Origin of the sequence: Stenotrophomonas nitritireducens, assembly GCF_001431425.1 — a bacterium.
Lineage (GTDB): Bacteria > Pseudomonadota > Gammaproteobacteria > Xanthomonadales > Xanthomonadaceae > Stenotrophomonas > Stenotrophomonas nitritireducens.
The window spans coordinates 49520-67640 of record NZ_LDJG01000018.1; the positions used below are offsets into that span (position 1 = coordinate 49520).

Here is an 18121-nt window from a genome sequence, read left to right on the forward strand (position 1 = left end):
GGGGCGCACCGCGCCTCTACGCCGGCGCTGATGCGTCGTCGCGCGGTGGGGCAGGTTACGGCGCCGGGCCGTCGGCGAAGGCCGGATGGTCGGCGCGCGGCCTGTCCAGGTGGTAGCCCTGCACCATGTCCACCCCCATGCCGCGCAGCATCTGCAGGGTGGCTTCGTCCTCGACGAATTCGGCCACGGTCAGCTTGCCCATGCCATGCGCCACTTCGATGATGGCGCGCACGAACACCTGGTTGTCGTGCTCGCTGGGCAGGTCGCGGATGAACATGCCATCGATCTTGAGCACGTCGGCCCTCAGGTTCTTGAGGTAGGCGAACGACGAGAAGCCGGTGCCGAAGTCGTCCAGGCAGATCGGGCAGCCGGTGTCGCGCAGCGCAGCGATGAAGCGCGCCGCATCGCCCATGTCCGAGACGGCCGAGGTCTCGGTCAGTTCCACCAGCAGGCGCCGGGGCGCGACATGCTGGCGGCGCAGCTGGCCGCCGATCCAGGCCGGCAGCTCGGGATCGTCGAAGGAGCGCCCGGAGATGTTGACCGCGATGGCCGGCAGGCACGGGTGCGCGGCCAGCAGGCGGATGCTCTCGGCGATGACCCAGCGGTCGATCTCCAGGATCTTGCCGCTCTTCTCCGCCGGCTCGATGAACTGCGCGGGCATGATGAGCTGGCCGGGATTGGCCTCGTCCTCCATGCGGATCAGCGCTTCCAGGTGCGCCAGGCGGCCATCTCCAGCGTGGTGGACCCCCTGGAAATGCAGGCGCAGCAGGTCGTGTTCCAGGGCCCGCGCGATGCGGTCGTTCCAGGCCAGCCGGCTTGCCATTTCCCGCGAGCTGTCGCGGTCCGGACGGTACACGTTCCAGCGGTTCTTGCCGGTGTGCTTGGCCTGGTACATCGCCGCGTCGGCGTGGGCGACCAGGTCCTCGGCGTTGTCGGCGTGGGCGGGGAAGTGGGCGATGCCCAGGCTGGTGGTCAGGCGCACGGTCTGTTCGTGCAGGCACAGCGGCGTCTGCGAGATGCGCAGCACGATGCGTTCGGCCAGGTGCTGGGCGTCGTCCAGGCTGGCATGCGGCATGAGCACGGCGAATTCGTCGCCGCCCAGGCGGAACAGGGTCTCGCCGCTGCGCACCAGGGTGCGGATCTCGACCGCCATGCGGTTGAGGACCGAGTCGCCGGCGCGATGGCCGAAGGTGTCGTTGATGTACTTGAACTCGTCCAGGTCGAAGAACAGCAGCGCGGCCTGGCTCGGCGTGCGTTCGGCGGCATGGAAGAAATGCGCCAGGTCGTCCTCGAAACGGCGCCGGTTGTACAGGCTGGTCAGCGGATCGTGCTGGGCCAGCCGCACCAGCTGCTCGGCGGTCTGGCGTTCGTGGGTGATGTCTTCCTGCACCCACAGCCGGCCTATGAGGTGGTCCTGCGCGTCGCGTACCGGGTAGGCGTCGTGCATGACGATGCGCCCGTCGTGCAGGCGGATTTCCAGCCGCTTGTGCAGGTTGGGGGCGATGGCCGCCTCGTCCAGGTGCCGGCGGAACGCCGGCGGGTCGAGCATCAGCCGCTGCGAGCTTTCCAGCCACTGGTCGGTGGAGCTGCCGACGACGGTGTTGCCCTCCGGGAAATCCCACATGGCGAGGAAGGCGGCATTGCAGTAGGTCGCGCGGTTCTCGTCGCTGACGAACAGGATGCCCAGGTTCATCGCGCCGAGCAGGGCCAGCAGGCGCGCGCGCTCCTCCTCCAGCCGGGTCATGAACTGGCGGCGCTCGTCGATCTCGGTCTGCAGCGCCTGCGCATGCGCGAACTGCAGGGCGCGCTGCTGCACCAGTTCCTCGACCATGTCGTCGAACGCGCCGGCCAGGTGCCCGAGCTCGTCGTCGCCCTGCATCGCGATCGGCTTGGGCTCGCCGCCCTGGCTGAGTTCGTCCACCGCCTGGGTCAGGCGCTTCAGCGGTACCGCGAACAGCGAACCCACCCGGCGGCGCAGCAGCCACATCGCCGGCAGCAGGCCGAGGATGCCGAAGCTGGAGACGGCCAGCAGGCCCCACATCAGCACCTGGTCCACCCGCGCCTGCGGCAGCAGGAACACCTGGTACCAGCCCGGACCGTGGATCTTCGACCACGCCACCCAGTGGCTGCCGTCCGGCGAGCGGCCGATCCCGTTGTCGGCATGGCCGTAGGCGATCATGCCGTGCACCTGCGCCAGCAGCGGGTCGTCCAGGGCCGACAGTTCCAGCTGGCCATCGGCGGCGGCGATGCGCCGGCTGAGTTGCGGATGCGCGATCAGCGCACCGTCCGCGCCCATGACCAGCTGCACGCCGGCGCCATCGTTATCGGCGGTACGGTCGATCAGGCTCTGGACCGAGACGTCGTGGCCGAGCGTGCCGGCCCAGCGACCCCGCCAGTCCAGCGGCTTGATCACCGACACCATCCAGGTATTGGCCTGCCGGTCCAGATAGACCGGTGTCCAGAACACCTTGCGCTGCGGGTTGCGGCGCGGGTCCGAGCCCTGCATCGTCGGATAGCCGGCATTGGTGGCGCTGGCGTCGGCGTTGCTGCCCCAGTCCATGCCATGGGCATAGACCATCAGGCCGTCCTCGACGAAGTCCATGTAGACCGAGAAGAACGGCGGCACCAGCGCCGGGCCCTGTTCGCGCAGCAGGTCGTAGGCGACCACCGCTCGCAGGCGCGCCGACTCGTCCAGGCCCTGCGGCGGCTGGTGCAGGTACAGGGTGGGTGCGCGTACGGGATCCACCAGCCCGGGCTGCAGCCGCCACAGGCCGTCGGCACTGCGCGCGAACAGCGTGTCGAAGCGCGCCAGGGTGGTGTCGCGGTCGGCATGGTCCAGCCGCCACAGCAGCTCGTGCTGCAGGCGTAGCACGCTCTGTTCGGCCTGCAGGAACTGGCCCTCGTTGGCCCTAGCGCGCAGGTCGACGGTGCGCTGCGCCACCATCGGCACGACCCGGTCGGTCACCACGCGCATGGCCAGGTAGCCGAACGCGGAAAGCAGCAGGAGGAGGGCGAGGAAAAGACCCCATATGCTCAGGGACAGCCGGTGGATCAGCGAAGTACGCGACCTGGCATGCAGCACGTGGGGTTCCTTGGGGACAGTGGCGACGCTGCCGGTGAGTGCCGGGCGGTGGGGCAACGCGGATTCATACTATGCCGCGACGGGTATCCGCAACCCGCCGCAGGCCCCGTCCGGCAACCGCCGCCGCCGGCCGCTTCACCCCCGCTTCAAATCCACCACAAACCGCGCACATCCGGCGCCATCACCCTGTGCCCGTTTCCACACGAGGATGGGCCATGACTTCCCTGAAACTGCTGTTGCGCTTCGCCGTGGTCGGCGGGCTGGTGTTGCTGCTGCTGGTTCCCCTGCTGCTGATCCGCGGCACGATCGGCGAGCGCGAGCGTTACCGCGACCAGGCCATCGAGCGGGTGGCGCAGAGCCGTGCCGGCGCGCAGTCGCTGATCGGCCCGGTTCGGGTGCTGCCGTGGACGCAGCAGCGCGAGGTCGAGGTGGTCGAGTCGGGCGCGCGCAAGACCGAACTGCAGACCGAGCACGGCTACGACCTGCAGATGCCCCGGCAGTTGCGCGTGCAGGGCGAAATGCGCCCGGACGAGCGCCGCGTCGGCCTGTTCCGGGTGCCGGTGTACAGCTGGCATGCGCGCCTGCAGGCCGAGTTCGCCGACGCCGCTTATTCCGCCACGCCGGGCCGCGTCTACGGCCAGCCCTACCTGGCGCTGGGCATCGCCGACGTGCGCGGCCTGGTCGGTACGCCGAACCTGCGCGTGGACGGGCGCGCGCTGCCGCTGCAGGCCGGTTCGCGGGCGCTGGAACCGACCTCCAAGGGGCTGCATGCCACGCTGCCGCCGTTGCCCGATCCGCGCCAGGGCACCCTGGCCGACGGGCGCAAGGTCGAGCTGGAGTTCGTGCTGGACGGCACCCGTTCGCTGGCGGTGGTGCCGGTGGGCGACGACACCCGCGTGGCGCTGTCCTCGCCGTGGCCGCACCCGCTGTTCGGCGGCAGTTTCCTGCCCAACGAGCGCAGCATCGACGATGCCGGCTTCAAGGCCGACTGGGCGGTGTCCTCGCTGGCGTCCGCCGCGCAGGAACAGCTGCGCCGCAGCCTGCGCAGCGAGGGCGGCAGCGTCGAGGCGCTGGAGGTGGCGCTGGTCGATCCGGTGGACGTGTATACGCAGGCCGATCGCGCCAGCAAGTACGGCATCCTTTTCGTACTGCTGACCTTCGTCGGTTTCGTGCTGTTCGAACTGATCAAGCGGCTGAAGATCCATCCGCTGCAATACCTGCTGGTCGGCCTGGCGCTGGCGATCTTCTTCCTGCTGCTGCTGAGCCTGTCCGAGCACATCGCCTTCTGGCAGGCCTACCTGGTGTCGGCGGCGGCCTGCATCGGCCTGCAGGGTTTCTACCTGTCCGGCGCGCTGCACAGCTGGAAGCGCGGACTGGGATTTTCCACCCTGCTGACCCTACTGTACGGTGTCCTCTACGTGCTGCTGGCCTCGGAGAACAACGCGCTGCTGATGGGGTCGCTGCTGCTGTTCGGGATCCTGGTGGCGATCATGTGGATCACCCGCAAGGTGGACTGGTACGACGTCGGCACCGGCCTGCGGTGAACACGATGCGACTGCGCGCACGCTTGTTGCGGCGGCTGCGGCAACTGCTGCCGCCGGGATTGGCCGGGGCGGTGCTGCGGCTGGAGCAGGCGGATGGCTGGTCCGCTTCTCCGCTGGCCGCACTGGCATTGGGAACGGCCGCATGCCGTGGCTGCCTGCGCCTGGAACTGGATGCCGCACTGGCGGAGCGTATCCGCCGGCGCGGCGCCGCGGGCCTGCCCGCGCTGGACGGCGCAGGCCGCTGGCGGGCGCTGGGCCGCCGCGGCCTGCGCTTCAGGGCAGTGCTGGAAGACCGGCGGCAGGTGGTGGTGTGCGATGCCCTGCACGAACGCCTGTGGCTGCTGTGGCGCGAGCCGGGAGCGGCGCGATGCGCACGCCGATATTGAAGCTCCGGCAGGCAGGGGTGCGATGCGCTTTCATCATGCTCCGGCGATGCTCGCGTTGCTGCCGGCCGCTGGGCAGCAGCAACGCGCGGGTGGCTGCACGGTTCCGGCCATCGGCGTGGCGGTATCGGCGCCGGCGCTGGCTTTCGCCGTCGTCTTACCGGTCATGCAGTGGTGCCCGGCATCGTGGGATGCCGCCATGGCGATGCCGCGGCTGCTCGTTTCGGAAGAACGCGGAATTCCGCGGCGCACGATGCAGTCCACCGTTTCGAGCGCGACGACTGCCTCGTCGCGGACGGGTACGGCGGCGTCTTTGGTGGCTGCGGTTGCAGTGCAATGCAGGGCTAGAATTCCGCCATGGACGCTTCTCCCGCCGTTGCCGCCCTGCGCGGCCCCGAACTGCTGCCGGTACTGGACGACGTGGCGCGCCTGCGCATCCGCGTGTTCAACGACTGGCCCTATTTGTACCAGGGCAGCCTGGACTACGAGCGCGACTATCTTGCCGCCTATGCGGCCACGCCTGATGCGGTGTGCGTGGTTGCGCGCGCCGGCGGCGGGGTCGTCGGCGCTTCGACCGGCCTGCCGTTGCTGGACGACGGGCCTGCGTTCCGGCAGCCGTTCGTGGCGGCCGGCATCGATCCGGCGCAGGTGTTCTATTTCGGCGAGTCGGTACTGTTGCCGGAATGGCGCGGACGCGGCATCGGCCATGCCTTCTTCGATGCGCGCGAGGCGCATGCGCGTTCGCTCGGACGCTTCGCGATGACCGCCTTCTGCGCGGTGGACCGTGACAGCGACGACCCGCGCCGGCCCGCCGGCCATCGCGACAACGACGTGTTCTGGCGCAGGCGCGGCTATGCGCGGCGGCCGGGCATGACCATGCACCTGCGCTGGGAGGAAACCGGCCGCGGCGAGGTGTCGCATCCGCTCACGTTCTGGACCCGCGCCCTGGAGCCTGCCGCATGAAGATCGCCGTCGCCCGCTATGAGATAGGCGCTCCTGTCGATTTCGCCGCATTCGCCCGCCGTCAGCGCCAGGAACTGGCCGAGGCCGCGGCGGCCGGCGCGCGCATCGCGGTGCTGCCCGAATACCTGTCGCTGGAACTGGCGGCCACCTTCGCGCCGGACATCCAGCGCGAGCTGCCGGCCTCGCTGGCCGCCATCCAGCGTTACCGGCAGCCGTGGCTGGAACTGTTCTCCGGCCTGGCCCGCGAACTGGACATGCACGTGGTCGCCGGCAGCTTCCTGCTCGACACCGGCCGGGGCCGTTACCGCAACCGCAGCGACTGGCTGACGCCGCAGGGCGCGCATCTGTGGCAGGACAAGCTGCAGCTCACCGGCTTCGAGAAGGCCACCGGGCTGATCGACGGCGGCGATGCGCTGAAGGTGTTCGAGGTCGACGGCATCCGCGCCGGCGTGGCGGTCTGCTACGACAGCGAATTCCCGTTGCCGGTGCGCGCGCAGCAAGAGGCCGGCGCGCGCCTGCTGGTGGTGCCCAGCTGCACCGACACCGAGGCCGGCGCCACCCGCGTGCGCGTGGGCTGCCTGGCGCGGGCGCTGGAGAACCGCATGTTCGTGGCGCAGTCGGTGACGGCGGGGCGGGCCGACTGGAGCCCGGCGCTGGACGTCAATACCGGTGAGGCGGCGGTGTACGCGCCGATGGACCGCGGCTTTCCGGCCGATGGCGTGCTGGCGCGGACCGGCGACGCCCGGCGCTGGGCGGTCGCCGAGCTGGATTTCGCCGCGTTCGAAGCCAGCCGCGCGCAGGCGCAGGTGGCCAACGACCGCGACTGGCCGGGGCAGTGGCAGCCGGCGCTGCAACGCGCGGTGGTGGACCCGGCCGGCAGCGACCCCGCACCGTAGGAGCGGCTTCAGCCGCGAAGGGGACTTCGCAGGCAAAGCCCCATCGCGGCTGAAGCCGCTCCTGCCGGAAGCGGGGCGGGGTTCACCGCATCCATGACCATTGGCCGGCTCGGAGGCACCCCATGCTGGCTAGACTCGGGCCTTTGTCGTGAGTGGCCACGGGCCGGGGAAAGAGATGATCAAGCGGTGCTTGCTGGTGTTGGGCATGGGGCTGGCGTTCGCCGGCAATGCGGCCGCGGCCGAGCAGGTGGACCTGGACATGGTGGGCAGGATCCGCCAGGAAGCCTTCCACCGCTCGCAGGTGATGGATACGTTCTCCTACCTCACCGAAAGCATCGGCCCGCGCCTGACCAACTCGCCGGCCATGGCCCGGGCCAACGACTGGACCCGGCAGAAGTTCGGCGAATGGGGCCTGGTCGACGCGCATGACGAGGCCTTCGACGGCTTCGGCCGCGGCTGGGAATTCGATTCGGCCAGCGTGGAGATGCTGGAGCCGCGCGTGACCCAGCTGTACGCGCTGCCCAAGGCGTGGACGCCCGGCACCAAGGGCACCGTGGAAGGCGAGGTGATCAAGGTCGAGATCAAGAAGCTGGCCGACCTGGAGAAGTACAAGGGCAAGCTGCGCGGCAAGATCCTGCTGCTGGGCGATGCGCGCGAGTACAAGCGCGGCACCGAGCCGGATTCGCACCGCCACGACGCCACCTCGCTGGAAGGGCTGCAGGAATTCACCATTCCCAAGTCCATGGACAAGGACCGCGCCAAGCGGCTCAAGGAGTACGCCGAGCGCCAGGAACTGACCCGCGCCATCAACGCGTTCCTCGCCGAAGAGGGCGCGCTGGCGGCCATCAGCATCAGCGGCTGGGACAACGGCATCATCCGCGTCGGCGGCGGCGGTTCGCGCAAGGCCGGCGAGCCGGTGGGTATTCCCGAGCTGGCGATGATCGCCGAGCACTACAACCAGCTGGCGCGCGCGCTGGAGCGCAAGCAGCCGGTGAAGCTGCGGGTCAATGTCGATGCGCGCTTCACCGACGAGACCGACCAGCCGGGCCACAACACGGTCGCCGAGATCCGCGGCAGCAGCAAGGCCGACGAGATCGTGATGCTGGGCGCGCACATGGATTCCTGGCACACCGGCACCGGCGCGGCCGACAACGCCGCCGGCGTGGCGGTGATGATGGAGGCCATGCGCATCCTCAAGGCGGTGGGCGCCAAGCCCAGGCGGACCATCCGCGTGGCGCTGTGGAGCGGCGAGGAGCAGGGCCTGATCGGCTCGCAGGCGTACGTGGCAAAGCACTTCGCGCACTATCCCGAACCCACCGACCCGGCGCAGAAGGCGTTGCCGGCCTCGCTGCGCGAGCCGACCGGCCCGCTGCGGAAGCTGCGCGACTACGAGAAGTTCTCCGTGTACTTCAACATGGACAACGGCTCGGGCCGCTTCCGTGGCATCTACGCGCAGGAGAACATCGCCGCGATGCCGATCTTCGAGGCGTGGCTGAAGCCGTTCAACGACGTCGGCGCCACCAGCGTGGTCACCCGCAACACCGGCAGCACCGACCACATCAGCTTCGACCGCGTCGGCCTGCCGGGCTTCCAGTTCATCCAGGACCGGCTGGACTATTTCAGCAACGTCCACCACAGCAACCTGGACACCTGGGACCATGCCGAGGCGGAAGACCTGAAGCAGGCCGCGGCGATCGTCGCCTCGTTCGTCTACAACGCCGCGATGCGCGAGGAGAAGATGCCGCGCAAGCCGCTGCTGGAAGACTGAGCGCGCTGCAACAGGGAAACGACGAAGGGCCGCATTGCGGCCCTTCGTCGTTCTGTTCCGGAGTGGCGACCGGCTGCTGGCCGGACAGGGGTTTTACTGCGGTATGGAAGACGCTGCCGACCAGCGACCAGCGACATCCGTCACGGCCCGCATCTGCGCGCAGGAGCGGGTCGCGCCGGTGATCGTTGTTCTGTGCAGGGCATCCGTTGGCGGTGCCGGCTCTCCCGCTCGTACCGCAACCCGGTAGTACCGGCCGCTGGCCGGCAACCGCGATGGCAATGATCCCGAGGCTGCCGGCCAGCAGCCGGCACTACCCGGCTGTATTCCGCGCCGCGCGGTGGACGCCGGCCAGCTTGAACGCGAGCACGGTGCCGAGGTAGCCGCTGCCGGTCAGCAGCAGGTTCCACAGGACGCGGCCGAGCGGCCGGGTCGTGCCGTGGGCGAAGGCATCGACCACGGCGATGGCGGCGGGGTGCAGCACGCGCCGGGTGAAGAGCGCCGCGCATGGCGCGATCCGTTCCCGGTAGACGTCGAGCAGCTGCAGGCCCGCCAGGCCCAGCAGCAGTTCAAGGCCGAGCGCGTCGAGCAGCGGGACCAGCAGGCGCAGTTCCCGGTGGCTGACGAAGGCAAGGATCAGCACCCAGGTGAGGATCTGGAAGGCCCGCTTCCAGAGTTTCCGGTTCCTGAAGATCGCGCGCATGGCGGGCCCGGTGCGGTCGAATCAGGTGGACGCGGCGCGCACCGCATCCGGCAGCGGCGCGCTCCTGCCGGTCTGCGTATCCATCCACACCACCACCACGTTGCCGTCGGAGTACAGCTTGGCGGGGTCCTTCTGATCGACGATGCGGTGGCCGATGGTCACGCTGCTGTTGCCCAGGCGCTCGACGAACAGTTCGACGACGATGTCGTGGGGCCACTCGATCGGCAGGCGGTAGTTGATGTTGGTGTTGGCCACCACCGGCGCGATGCGGTCGGTCATCGATATGCCTTCCACGCCCAGCATCCAGCGCACGCGCGCCTCTTCCAGGTAGGAAACGTACTTGGCGTTGTTGACGTGGCCCATCGCGTCCATGTCGCGCCAGCGCACGCTGATCGGCACGCGGGCCAGGTGCTTGTGTTCGGTGCTCATCACGAAACCTTCTTCTTGCCGGCGGGAGCCTTCCTGGCGGCCGTCTTCTTCGCCGGTTTTTCCTTGCGCGGCGGGCGGGCGTCGGGTTTGTTGGCAGTGGCAGCCGGCCGTTCCGGGCGCGCACTGGTGGAGGGCAGCATCTTGGCCAGGAACTGGCCGGTGTACGACGCCGGATGCGACGCCACATCCTCCGGCGTGCCGGTGACCAGGACGGTGCCGCCGCGATGGCCGCCTTCCGGGCCGAGATCGACGATCCAGTCGGCGGTCTTGATCACGTCCAGGTTGTGCTCGATCACCACCACCGTGTTGCCCTCGTCGCGCAGCTTGTGCAGCACGCCGAGCAGCGCCTCGATGTCATGGAAGTGCAGGCCGGTGGTCGGTTCGTCGAGGATGTAGAGCGTGCGCCCGGTGTCGCGGCGCGACAGCTCCTTGGACAGCTTCACGCGCTGCGCCTCGCCGCCGGACAGGGTGGTCGCGCTCTGGCCCAGCTTGATGTAGCTCAGGCCCACGTCGACCAGGGTTTCCAGCTTGCGGGCGATGGCCGGCACCGGCTCGAACAGCTTCAGCGCATCCTCGACGGTCATCTCCAGCACGTCGTTGATGCTGTAGCCCTTGTACAGGATCTCCAGCGTCTCGCGGTTGTAGCGCTTGCCGTGGCAGACGTCGCAGGGCACGTACACGTCCGGCAGGAAGTGCATCTCGACCTTGATCAGGCCGTCGCCCTGGCAGGCCTCGCAGCGGCCGCCGCGCACGTTGAAGCTGAAACGGCCCGGGGCATAGCCGCGCGCGCGCGCTTCCGGCACCTGCGCGTACAGCTCGCGCAGCGGCGTGAACAGGCCGGTATAGGTGGCCGGGTTCGAGCGCGGGGTGCGGCCGATCGGCGACTGGTCGATGTCCACCACCTTGTCGAACAGGTCCAGGCCATCGACTTCCCGGTACGGCGCGATCGGGTGCGAGGCGCCGTTGATCTCGTTGGCGGCCAGGGTGAACAGGGTGTCGTTGATCAGCGTGGACTTGCCCGAGCCGGACACGCCGGTGATGCAGGTCAGCAGGCCGGCCGGGATGTCCAGGTCCACGTTCTTGAGGTTGTTGCCGCTGGCGCCGCGCAGGTGCAGCGTCATCTTCGGGTTCGGCTTGTGCCGGCGCGCCGGGATCTCGATGGCGCGCTTGCCCGACAGGTACTGGCCGGTCAGCGAACGCGGCGCGTCCAGGATGTCCTGCAGGGTGCCCTGGCCGACGATCTCGCCGCCATGCACGCCCGCGCCGGGGCCGATGTCCAGCACGTAGTCGGCAAGGCGGATCGCGTCCTCGTCGTGCTCGACCACGATCACCGTGTTGCCGAGATCGCGCAGGCGGGTGAGGGTGCCGAGCAGGCGCTCGTTGTCGCGCTGGTGCAGGCCGATGGACGGCTCGTCGAGCACGTACATCACCCCGACCAGGCCGGCGCCGATCTGCGAGGCCAGGCGGATGCGCTGCGCCTCGCCGCCGGACAGGGTGTCGGCCTTGCGCTCCAGGGTGAGGTAATCCAGGCCGACATCGACCAGGAAGCCGAGCCGCTCGCTGATCTCCTTGACGATCTTGGTGGCGATCTCGCCGCGCCAGCCCGGCAGGCTCAGTTCGCCGAAGAAGCGCTTGGCCTCGTCGATCGGCAGCACCGCCAGATCCGGCAGCGGCCGGTCGGCGACGAACACGTTGCGCGCGGCCTTGTTCAGGCGCGCGCCGTTGCACTGGGGGCAGGGCCGTTCGCTGATGAACTTGGCCAGTTCCTCGCGCACCGCCGGCGATTCGGTCTCGCGGTAGCGGCGTTCAAGGTTGGGGATGATGCCCTCGAAGCGGTGCTTGCGCTGGCTGCGCCCGCCGTTCTCGGTGAAATAGGTGAAGGTGATCTGTTCCTCGCCGCTGCCGTACAGCACGGCCTGGCGCACGTCCTCCGGCAGCGACTGCCAGGGGGCGTCCACGTCGAACTTGTAGTGCTTGGCCAGCGAGGCGATCAACTGGAAGTAATAGGCGTTGCGGCGGTCCCAGCCGCGCACCGCGCCGGCGGCCAGCGACAGCTCGGGGTGCACGACCACGCGGCCGGGATCGAAGAACTCGGCCATGCCCAGGCCGTCGCAGCCCGGGCAGGCGCCGACCGGCGAGTTGAACGAGAACAGGCGCGGCTCCAGTTCCGGCAGCGCGTAGTCGCAGACCGGGCAGGAGTACTTGGACGAGAACAGCTGCGGGGCGGCCTGGGCGTCGTCCAGCGACTGCACGGTGGCCATGCCGTCGCCCAGCTTGAGCGCGGTCTCGAAGCTCTCGGTAAGCCGCTGCTTGATGTCCTCGCGCGGGCGGAAGCGGTCGATCACCGCCTCGATGGTGTGCTTCTGGCGCAGCGCCAGCGGCGGCACCGCGTCGATCTCGTGCAGTTCGCCATCCACCCGCACGCGCACGAAGCCCTGCGCGCGCAGCTGGTCGAATACCTGCACGTGCTCGCCCTTGCGCTCGCGGATCACCGGCGCGAGCAGCATCCAGCGCTGCTCGCCATCCAGTGCCAGTACCTGGTCGACCATCTGGCTGACGGTCTGCGCCTCCAGCGGGTAGCCATGGTCGGGGCAGCGCGGGCTGCCGACGCGGGCGTAGAGCAGGCGCAGGTAGTCGTAGATCTCGGTGATGGTGCCCACGGTCGAGCGCGGGTTGTGGCTGGTGGACTTCTGCTCGATCGAGATCGCCGGCGACAGACCCTCGATGTGGTCCAGGTCCGGCTTCTCCATCACGCTCAGGAACTGCCGCGCGTAGGCCGACAGCGACTCGACGTAGCGGCGCTGGCCTTCGGCATAGATGGTGTCGAACGCCAGCGAGGACTTGCCCGAGCCGGACAGGCCGGTGATCACGATCAGCTTGTCGCGCGGCAGGTCGAGGTCGATGTTCTTGAGGTTGTGCGTCCGCGCGCCGCGGATGCGGATGAAATCCATCGCCATGGGAAGTCCGGTCTTGGCCGCGGCCGGCGGTGCCGGACGCGGAGGGGGCAGGGGAGTGCAGCTGACGGCAGTCGATCAGCCTAGCGAGCTTGCGATTTGGGGGCAATTGCCGGAATTGCCAGTGCGCATGCCGGTCCGCGGCCGCGGTGCGGGCCATTGTTCATGATGCACATCCGCATGCGCCCCGTCCGGGCGGCTTCGCCGTGGAAAACGGCCGTCCTGCCGCTCTCCAGGCCCGGTTTCCCGGTCCTGGGGCGACTTGACCCGGGGGATGGCCTGCCAGTAAAATCCCGCTTCTGTCCGCCCTCGATGGTGGGTAGATCCCAAGAATAACTACAGAAGAGACATCCCATGTATGCAGTCCTGGTAACTGGCGGCAAGCAGTACCGCGTCGCGCAGGGTGAAACCCTCCGCGTCGAGAAACTCGAAGCCGAAGCCGGCAGCGAAATCAAGTTCGACACCGTCCTGATGCTCGGCGACGCCGACGGCATCAAGATCGGCGATGCCCTGAAGGGCGCTTCGGTGACCGCCAAGGTCGTGGCCCACGGCCGCGCCGAGAAGGTGAAGATCATCAAGTTCCGCCGGCGCAAGCACCACATGAAGCGCCAGGGCCATCGCCAGTACTACACCGAAATCGAAATCACCGGCATCGCCGGCTAATCCCAAGGAGAATCCGTCATGGCACATAAAAAGGGCGTAGGCTCCTCGCGCAACGGCCGCGATTCCAACCCGAAATACCTGGGCGTCAAGATCTTCGGTGGCCAGGCCATCGAAGCCGGCAACATCATCGTGCGCCAGCGCGGCACCCAGTTCCATCCGGGCGCCGGCGTCGGCCTGGGTCGTGACCACACGCTGTTCGCGCTGGTCGACGGCAAGGTCGAGTTCTCGGTGAAGGGCGCCAACAAGCGCCGCACCGTCAGCGTCGTCGCGGAAGTCTGATCTCCCGCACGCGCAGGCGCCCATGCCGCGGTGTGGGCGCCGCCGACGAGAGCCCCGCTTCGGCGGGGCTTGTCGTTTCCAGGTGATCCGCGCGCCCGTTATGGGGCGCGGCTGGGCAGGAGTCAGGGATGGTGAAGCGTTGTTGGGGCGTGGCCCTGCTGTCCGGCCTGCTGGCCTGCACGGGATGCGCCGCCGATATTCCCAGCGACCGCGCCACCCTGACGGTGGCCGGGCCGTTGGCATCGTTGCAGGCCGATACCCTGACGCTTCCGCCGGGTTCGCCGCAGTTGCCTGCCCTGCTGGCAGATCCGGCGGGCTGGCAGCCGGAGCCTGCCGCCGAAGGCGTCGAGCGCAGCAGTGTCCGCGGCGATTTCGATGCCGATGGCTGGTTGCGCACCTCGGTTTTCAGCTGGGACGACAGCCGCGGCTGGGAAGTCCACATGGCATACGGTGAGGGCGGGCGCACGCCGCCGGCCACGGTGCGGATCTGGATGCAGGCGCCGCGAGGCAGCGGGCAGCCGGACTGGCCGATGGGCGAGGGCACGGTCCGCTATGCTGGCGCCACGCGCATCCTGAGCTATAAAGGCCGGCGTCCCGGCGCCGAAGGCCGCGAGGACTTTGAAAGAAGCTTGACCCTGGGTCCATCCCACTGGGTCGAGCTGGAAGAATCGACCAGCGTCGCGCCCGATGGCGCCGCCGTCCGCAAGCGCCGCCAGGTCATGGCGCGCGACGCGCAGGGGCGTCCAGTGGACGACGCGGAGTTGCTGGATGGCGCGGAATACCGCGTCTCCAACCAGTATTTCCTGCCCGACGGGCAGGGCAACCCCCGCCGCATCGTGCGCCTGTACCGCGCCGCCGGCGCGGCGCAGGATGCGCCGGTGCTGCGGGCCGAAGTGATTTTGAGAACCTTGCGATACCAAGATGAAACTCGTTGATGAAGCCGAAATCTCTGTAATCGCCGGCAATGGCGGCAATGGCTGCGTCGGCTTCCGCCGCGAGAAGTTCATTCCGCTCGGCGGTCCCGACGGCGGCGATGGCGGCGACGGTGGCAGCGTCTGGCTGCGCGCCGACGAAAACCTGAACACCCTGGTCGACTTCCGCCACGAGCGCATCTTCAAGGCGCAGCGCGGCGAGAACGGCATGGGCCGGCAGGCCTACGGCAAGGGCGGCGAGGACCTGACCATCACCGTGCCGGTCGGCACCGTGGTCATCAACGTCGACACCGACGAGGTGATCGGCGACCTGACCCGCCATGGCGACCGCCTGCTGGTAGCCAAGGGCGGCAAGGGCGGCCTGGGCAACATGCACTTCAAGAGCTCCACCAACCGCGCGCCGCGCCAGGCACTGCCGGGCGAGGAGGGCGAGGAGCGTCTGCTCAAGCTGGAGCTGAAGCTGCTGGCCGACGTCGGCCTGCTTGGCTTCCCCAATGCCGGCAAGAGCACCCTGATCCGCGCCGTCTCGGCGGCGACGCCGAAGGTGGCCGATTACCCGTTCACTACCCTGTACCCGAACCTGGGCGTGGTGAAGGTGGAGAACTACCGCAGCTTTGTGATCGCCGACATTCCCGGCCTGATCGAGGGTGCGGCCGACGGCGCCGGCCTGGGGGCGCAGTTCCTGCGTCACCTGCAGCGCACCCGCCTGCTGCTGCACCTGGTGGACATCTCGCCGATGGAGGGGGGCGTGGAAGGCGTTTCCCCGATCGAGCAGGTGCGCGCCATCGAGCGCGAGCTGGGCAAGCACGATCCGGAGCTGCTGGAAAAGCCGCGCTGGCTGGTGCTGAACAAGGCCGACCTGATGTTCGAGGACGAGGCGCGGGCCGCGGCCGAGCAGGTGGTCAAGGAGCTGGGCTGGACCGGCCCCTGGTACCTGGTCTCGGCGCTGGGTCGCGAGGGCACCTGGCCGATCATGAAGGACATCATGGCCTTCTTCGACCAGCAGAAGCTGCTCGAGGCCGAGGAGCGCGAGGCGCAGGGCTGAGGTCGCCTGCGGATCGGCCTGCATGAAAAACCCGGCCGAGGCCGGGTTTTTCGTTTCTGCCGGGGCTGGCGGCGTTCCCGGGTGCGGCTTTGGGCCGCGGCGAGGGGTTGGGTCTCTGTAGCGCCGGGCATCGTCCGGCGGGGCTTTGCCGGGAAGGCTTCAGCGGGGCGTTGCCCCGCTCTACAGGGTGCGGATTGCTGGGGTTCCGTGGCGCCGGGCATCGCCCGGCGGGGTTTTGCCGGCAAGGCTCCAGTGGGGCATTGCGCCGCCTTGCGGGTGAGTGGGCTGGTGCCGGAGGAGGCAACAAAAAAACCGCCGGGAGCGGTGCTTGACGTCGCTTGTCGATGGTCTGCGGGGGTGCTGCCGCCAGGGAGGCTGGCAACAAAAAACCCGGCGCGGGGCCGGGTTTTTCGGGTCGGCAGCCTGTGGCTGCCGATGATCGCCCGGATCAGGCGGCCTTGAGGGCCTTGATGCGGTCGTTCAGGCGGCTCTTGTGACGGGCAGCCTTGTTCTTGTGGATCAGGCCACGCGCGCTGAAGCGATCCAGAATCGGCTGAGCAACGGCGAAGGCGGCTTCTGCGCCAGCGGCATCGTTGGCGTCCAGCGCCTTGATCACTTTCTTGACAGCGGTGCGCAGCATCGAGCGCTGAGCCACGTTGCGCGCGTTGCGCACGACGGTCTGCTTGGCGCGCTTCTTGGCGGACTTGATATTGGCCACGGTGGTGGTTTCCTGAAAATCGGTATGGTGGGAACAGCAAGCACGCAAGTATGATGGTCGGACGAATGAACGTCAAGTCAAGTTGTCAAGGGGGCCGTGGGTGAGTTCACCGCGCATGTTGCGGGGGCTGCTGTCGTTCAGCAGCATGACGATGGTCTCGCGGGTGCTTGGACTGGTGCGGGACCAGGCGATCTCCATCACGTTCGGCGCCAACGCCACGACCGATGCGTTCTGGGTGGCGTTCCGCGTCCCCAATTTCCTGCGCCGCCTGTTCGCCGAGGGCTCGTTCGCCACCGCTTTCGTTCCGGTGTTCACCGAGGTGAAGGAGACCCGGCCGCATGCCGACCTGCGCGAACTGATGGCGCGGGTGTCCGGCACACTGGGCGGTGTCCTGCTGGTGCTGACTGCGCTGGGCCTGATCTTCACGCCGCAGATCGCCTGGCTGTTCGCCGATGCCGACGCGGCCGACCCGGCCAAGTACGGCCTGCTGGTGGACCTGCTGCGGCTGACCTTCCCGTTCCTGCTGTTCGTTTCGCTGACCGCGCTGGCGGGCGGGGCGCTGAACAGCTTCCAGCGTTTCGCGATGCCGGCGCTGACGCCGGTGATCCTCAACCTGTGCATGATCGCCGGCGCACTGTGGCTGGCGCCGCGGCTGGAGGTGCCGATCCTGGCGCTGGGCTGGGCGGTGTTGGCCGCCGGCGTGCTGCAGCTGCTGTTCCAGCTGCCATCGCTGAAGGGCATCGACCTGCTGACCCTGCCGCGCTGGGGCTGGAACCATCCCGACGTGCGCAGGGTGCTGACCCTGATGGTGCCGACCCTGTTCGGCTCGTCGGTGGCGCAGATCAACCTGATGCTGGATACGGTGATCGCGGCCCGGCTCAGCGACGGCTCGCAGTCCTGGCTGTCGCTGGCCGACCGCTTCCTGGAGCTGCCGTTGGGGGTGTTCGGCGTGGCGCTGGGCACGGTGATCCTGCCCGCGCTGGCCCGCCATCACGTCAAGACCGACGGCGAGGGCTTCTCCAACGCGCTGGACTGGGGGTTGCGCATGACCCTGCTGATCGCGGTGCCGGCCATGCTCGGCCTGCTGCTGCTGGCCCAGCCGCTGATCGCGACCCTGTTCCAGTACCGGGAATTCACGTCCTTCGACACCCGGATGACCGCCCTGTCGGTTTACGGCCTGAGCTTCGGCCTGCCGGCGTTCGCCCTGCTGAAAGTGGTGCTGCCGGCCTTCTATTCGCGCCAGGACACGAAGACGCCGGTGCGCGCGGGCCTGGTCGCGCTGGTCGCCAACATGGTGTTCAACTTCGCCCTGCTTGCGGTGCTGTACCAGGTGATGGTGCCCGAGGCGCTGAAGGCCGAGGGGGTGATGGCCGCCCTGTCCCGGCAGCCGGGCCTGCACCTGGCGCTGGGCATCGCCAGCGCGCTGTCCAGTTACCTGAACCTCGGACTGCTCTGGTACTGGCTGGGCAAGACCGGGGTCTACCGGCGTCGTCCCGGCTGGGGCGGCTATGTCCTGCGGCTGGTGGTGGCCTGCGTGGCCATGAGCGCGGTACTGCTGGCGCTGCTGCACTGGCTGCCGGGCTTCACCGGCCTGGACAAATGGCAGCGCATCGGCTGCCTGACCCTGCTGGTCGGCGGCGGCGGGCTGACTTACCTGCTGGCGATGGTGGCCATGGGCTTCCGCCCGCGCGACCTGCGCGGGCAGTGAGGCGGGCATGCCTGCGCCGCCGCTATACTTCCCGGCTACACATGACGAAGCACCGGC

15 protein-coding genes are annotated in these 18121 nt (G+C 68.8%); 10 read left to right on the plus strand and 5 right to left on the minus strand.

Going from position 1 to position 18121, the window contains the following annotated elements; translation table 11 throughout:
• Positions 1-55 precede the first annotated feature (55 nt).
• The gene (locus tag ABB22_RS12335) at positions 56-3139 is read right to left on the minus strand and encodes a bifunctional diguanylate cyclase/phosphodiesterase (protein ID WP_152984160.1); all 3084 of its coding nucleotides are present in this window, start codon (positions 3137-3139) and stop codon (positions 56-58) included.
• A 158-nt stretch (positions 3140-3297) separates the two neighbouring features.
• Here ABB22_RS12335 and creD point away from each other — a divergent pair, with 158 nt between their 5' ends.
• The 5 genes from creD (at position 3298) to ABB22_RS12360 (ending at position 8636) form a co-directional block, all read left to right on the plus strand.
• On the plus strand, positions 3298-4626 hold the full coding sequence (gene creD, locus ABB22_RS12340) for a cell envelope integrity protein CreD (RefSeq protein WP_055768164.1): 1329 nt from the start codon (positions 3298-3300) through the stop codon (positions 4624-4626).
• A gap of 5 nt (positions 4627-4631) precedes the next feature.
• Positions 4632-5012, plus strand: a complete 381-nt coding sequence (locus ABB22_RS12345) for a hypothetical protein (RefSeq protein ID WP_152984161.1) — start codon at positions 4632-4634, stop codon at positions 5010-5012.
• Positions 5013-5366: 354 nt separating this feature from the next.
• Complete coding sequence (locus ABB22_RS12350; protein WP_055768171.1) at positions 5367-5972, plus strand: GNAT family N-acetyltransferase; 606 nt, start codon at positions 5367-5369, stop codon at positions 5970-5972.
• On the plus strand, positions 5969-6868 hold the full coding sequence (locus ABB22_RS12355) for a carbon-nitrogen hydrolase family protein (RefSeq protein ID WP_055768176.1): 900 nt from the start codon (positions 5969-5971) through the stop codon (positions 6866-6868). Before ABB22_RS12350 ends, ABB22_RS12355 begins: the two co-directional genes overlap by 4 nt.
• 175 nt (positions 6869-7043) lie before the next feature.
• Complete coding sequence (locus tag ABB22_RS12360; RefSeq protein ID WP_055768179.1) at positions 7044-8636, plus strand: M20/M25/M40 family metallo-hydrolase; 1593 nt, start codon at positions 7044-7046, stop codon at positions 8634-8636.
• 310 nt (positions 8637-8946) lie between these two features.
• Here the strand turns inward: ABB22_RS12360 and ABB22_RS12365 are convergent, their stop codons facing one another.
• Genes ABB22_RS12365 through uvrA form a run of 3 tightly spaced genes read right to left on the minus strand, consistent with a single transcriptional unit; the run spans position 8947 to position 12722 of the window.
• Complete coding sequence (locus ABB22_RS12365; RefSeq protein ID WP_055768181.1) at positions 8947-9336, minus strand: hypothetical protein; 390 nt, start codon at positions 9334-9336, stop codon at positions 8947-8949.
• Positions 9337-9357: 21 nt separating this feature from the next.
• Positions 9358-9765: an acyl-CoA thioesterase gene (locus ABB22_RS12370; RefSeq protein ID WP_055768184.1), complete on the minus strand. Its 408-nt coding sequence runs from the start codon at positions 9763-9765 to the stop codon at positions 9358-9360.
• Entirely contained in the window at positions 9765-12722 is a 2958-nt protein-coding gene (uvrA, locus tag ABB22_RS12375) for an excinuclease ABC subunit UvrA (protein WP_055768188.1), read from the minus strand. The genes ABB22_RS12370 and uvrA overlap by 1 nt, the downstream gene beginning before the upstream one ends.
• A gap of 351 nt (positions 12723-13073) precedes the next feature.
• Here uvrA and rplU point away from each other — a divergent pair, with 351 nt between their 5' ends.
• The 4 genes from rplU (at position 13074) to obgE (ending at position 15638) form a co-directional block, all read left to right on the plus strand.
• Positions 13074-13382 carry a 50S ribosomal protein L21 gene (gene rplU / locus ABB22_RS12380; RefSeq protein WP_055768192.1) on the plus strand — a complete coding sequence of 103 codons (309 nt, stop codon included), beginning with the start codon at positions 13074-13076 and terminating at the stop codon, positions 13380-13382.
• An 18-nt stretch (positions 13383-13400) separates the two neighbouring features.
• Positions 13401-13661, plus strand: coding sequence for a 50S ribosomal protein L27 (gene rpmA / locus ABB22_RS12385; protein ID WP_055768195.1), 261 nt, complete (start codon positions 13401-13403; stop codon positions 13659-13661).
• Positions 13662-13789: 128 nt separating this feature from the next.
• The gene (locus ABB22_RS12390; RefSeq protein ID WP_152984162.1) at positions 13790-14596 is read left to right on the plus strand and encodes a hypothetical protein; all 807 of its coding nucleotides are present in this window, start codon (positions 13790-13792) and stop codon (positions 14594-14596) included.
• Positions 14583-15638 carry a GTPase ObgE gene (obgE, locus tag ABB22_RS12395; protein WP_055768201.1) on the plus strand — a complete coding sequence of 352 codons (1056 nt, stop codon included), beginning with the start codon at positions 14583-14585 and terminating at the stop codon, positions 15636-15638. The genes ABB22_RS12390 and obgE overlap by 14 nt, the downstream gene beginning before the upstream one ends.
• Positions 15639-16086: 448 nt before the next feature.
• Here the strand turns inward: obgE and rpsT are convergent, their stop codons facing one another.
• The gene (gene rpsT, locus ABB22_RS12400; RefSeq protein WP_005408560.1) at positions 16087-16356 is read right to left on the minus strand and encodes a 30S ribosomal protein S20; all 270 of its coding nucleotides are present in this window, start codon (positions 16354-16356) and stop codon (positions 16087-16089) included.
• A 115-nt stretch (positions 16357-16471) separates the two neighbouring features.
• Here rpsT and murJ point away from each other — a divergent pair, with 115 nt between their 5' ends.
• Positions 16472-18064, plus strand: a complete 1593-nt coding sequence (gene murJ, locus ABB22_RS12405) for a murein biosynthesis integral membrane protein MurJ (RefSeq protein ID WP_055768205.1) — start codon at positions 16472-16474, stop codon at positions 18062-18064.
• Positions 18065-18121: the final 57 nt, after the last annotated feature.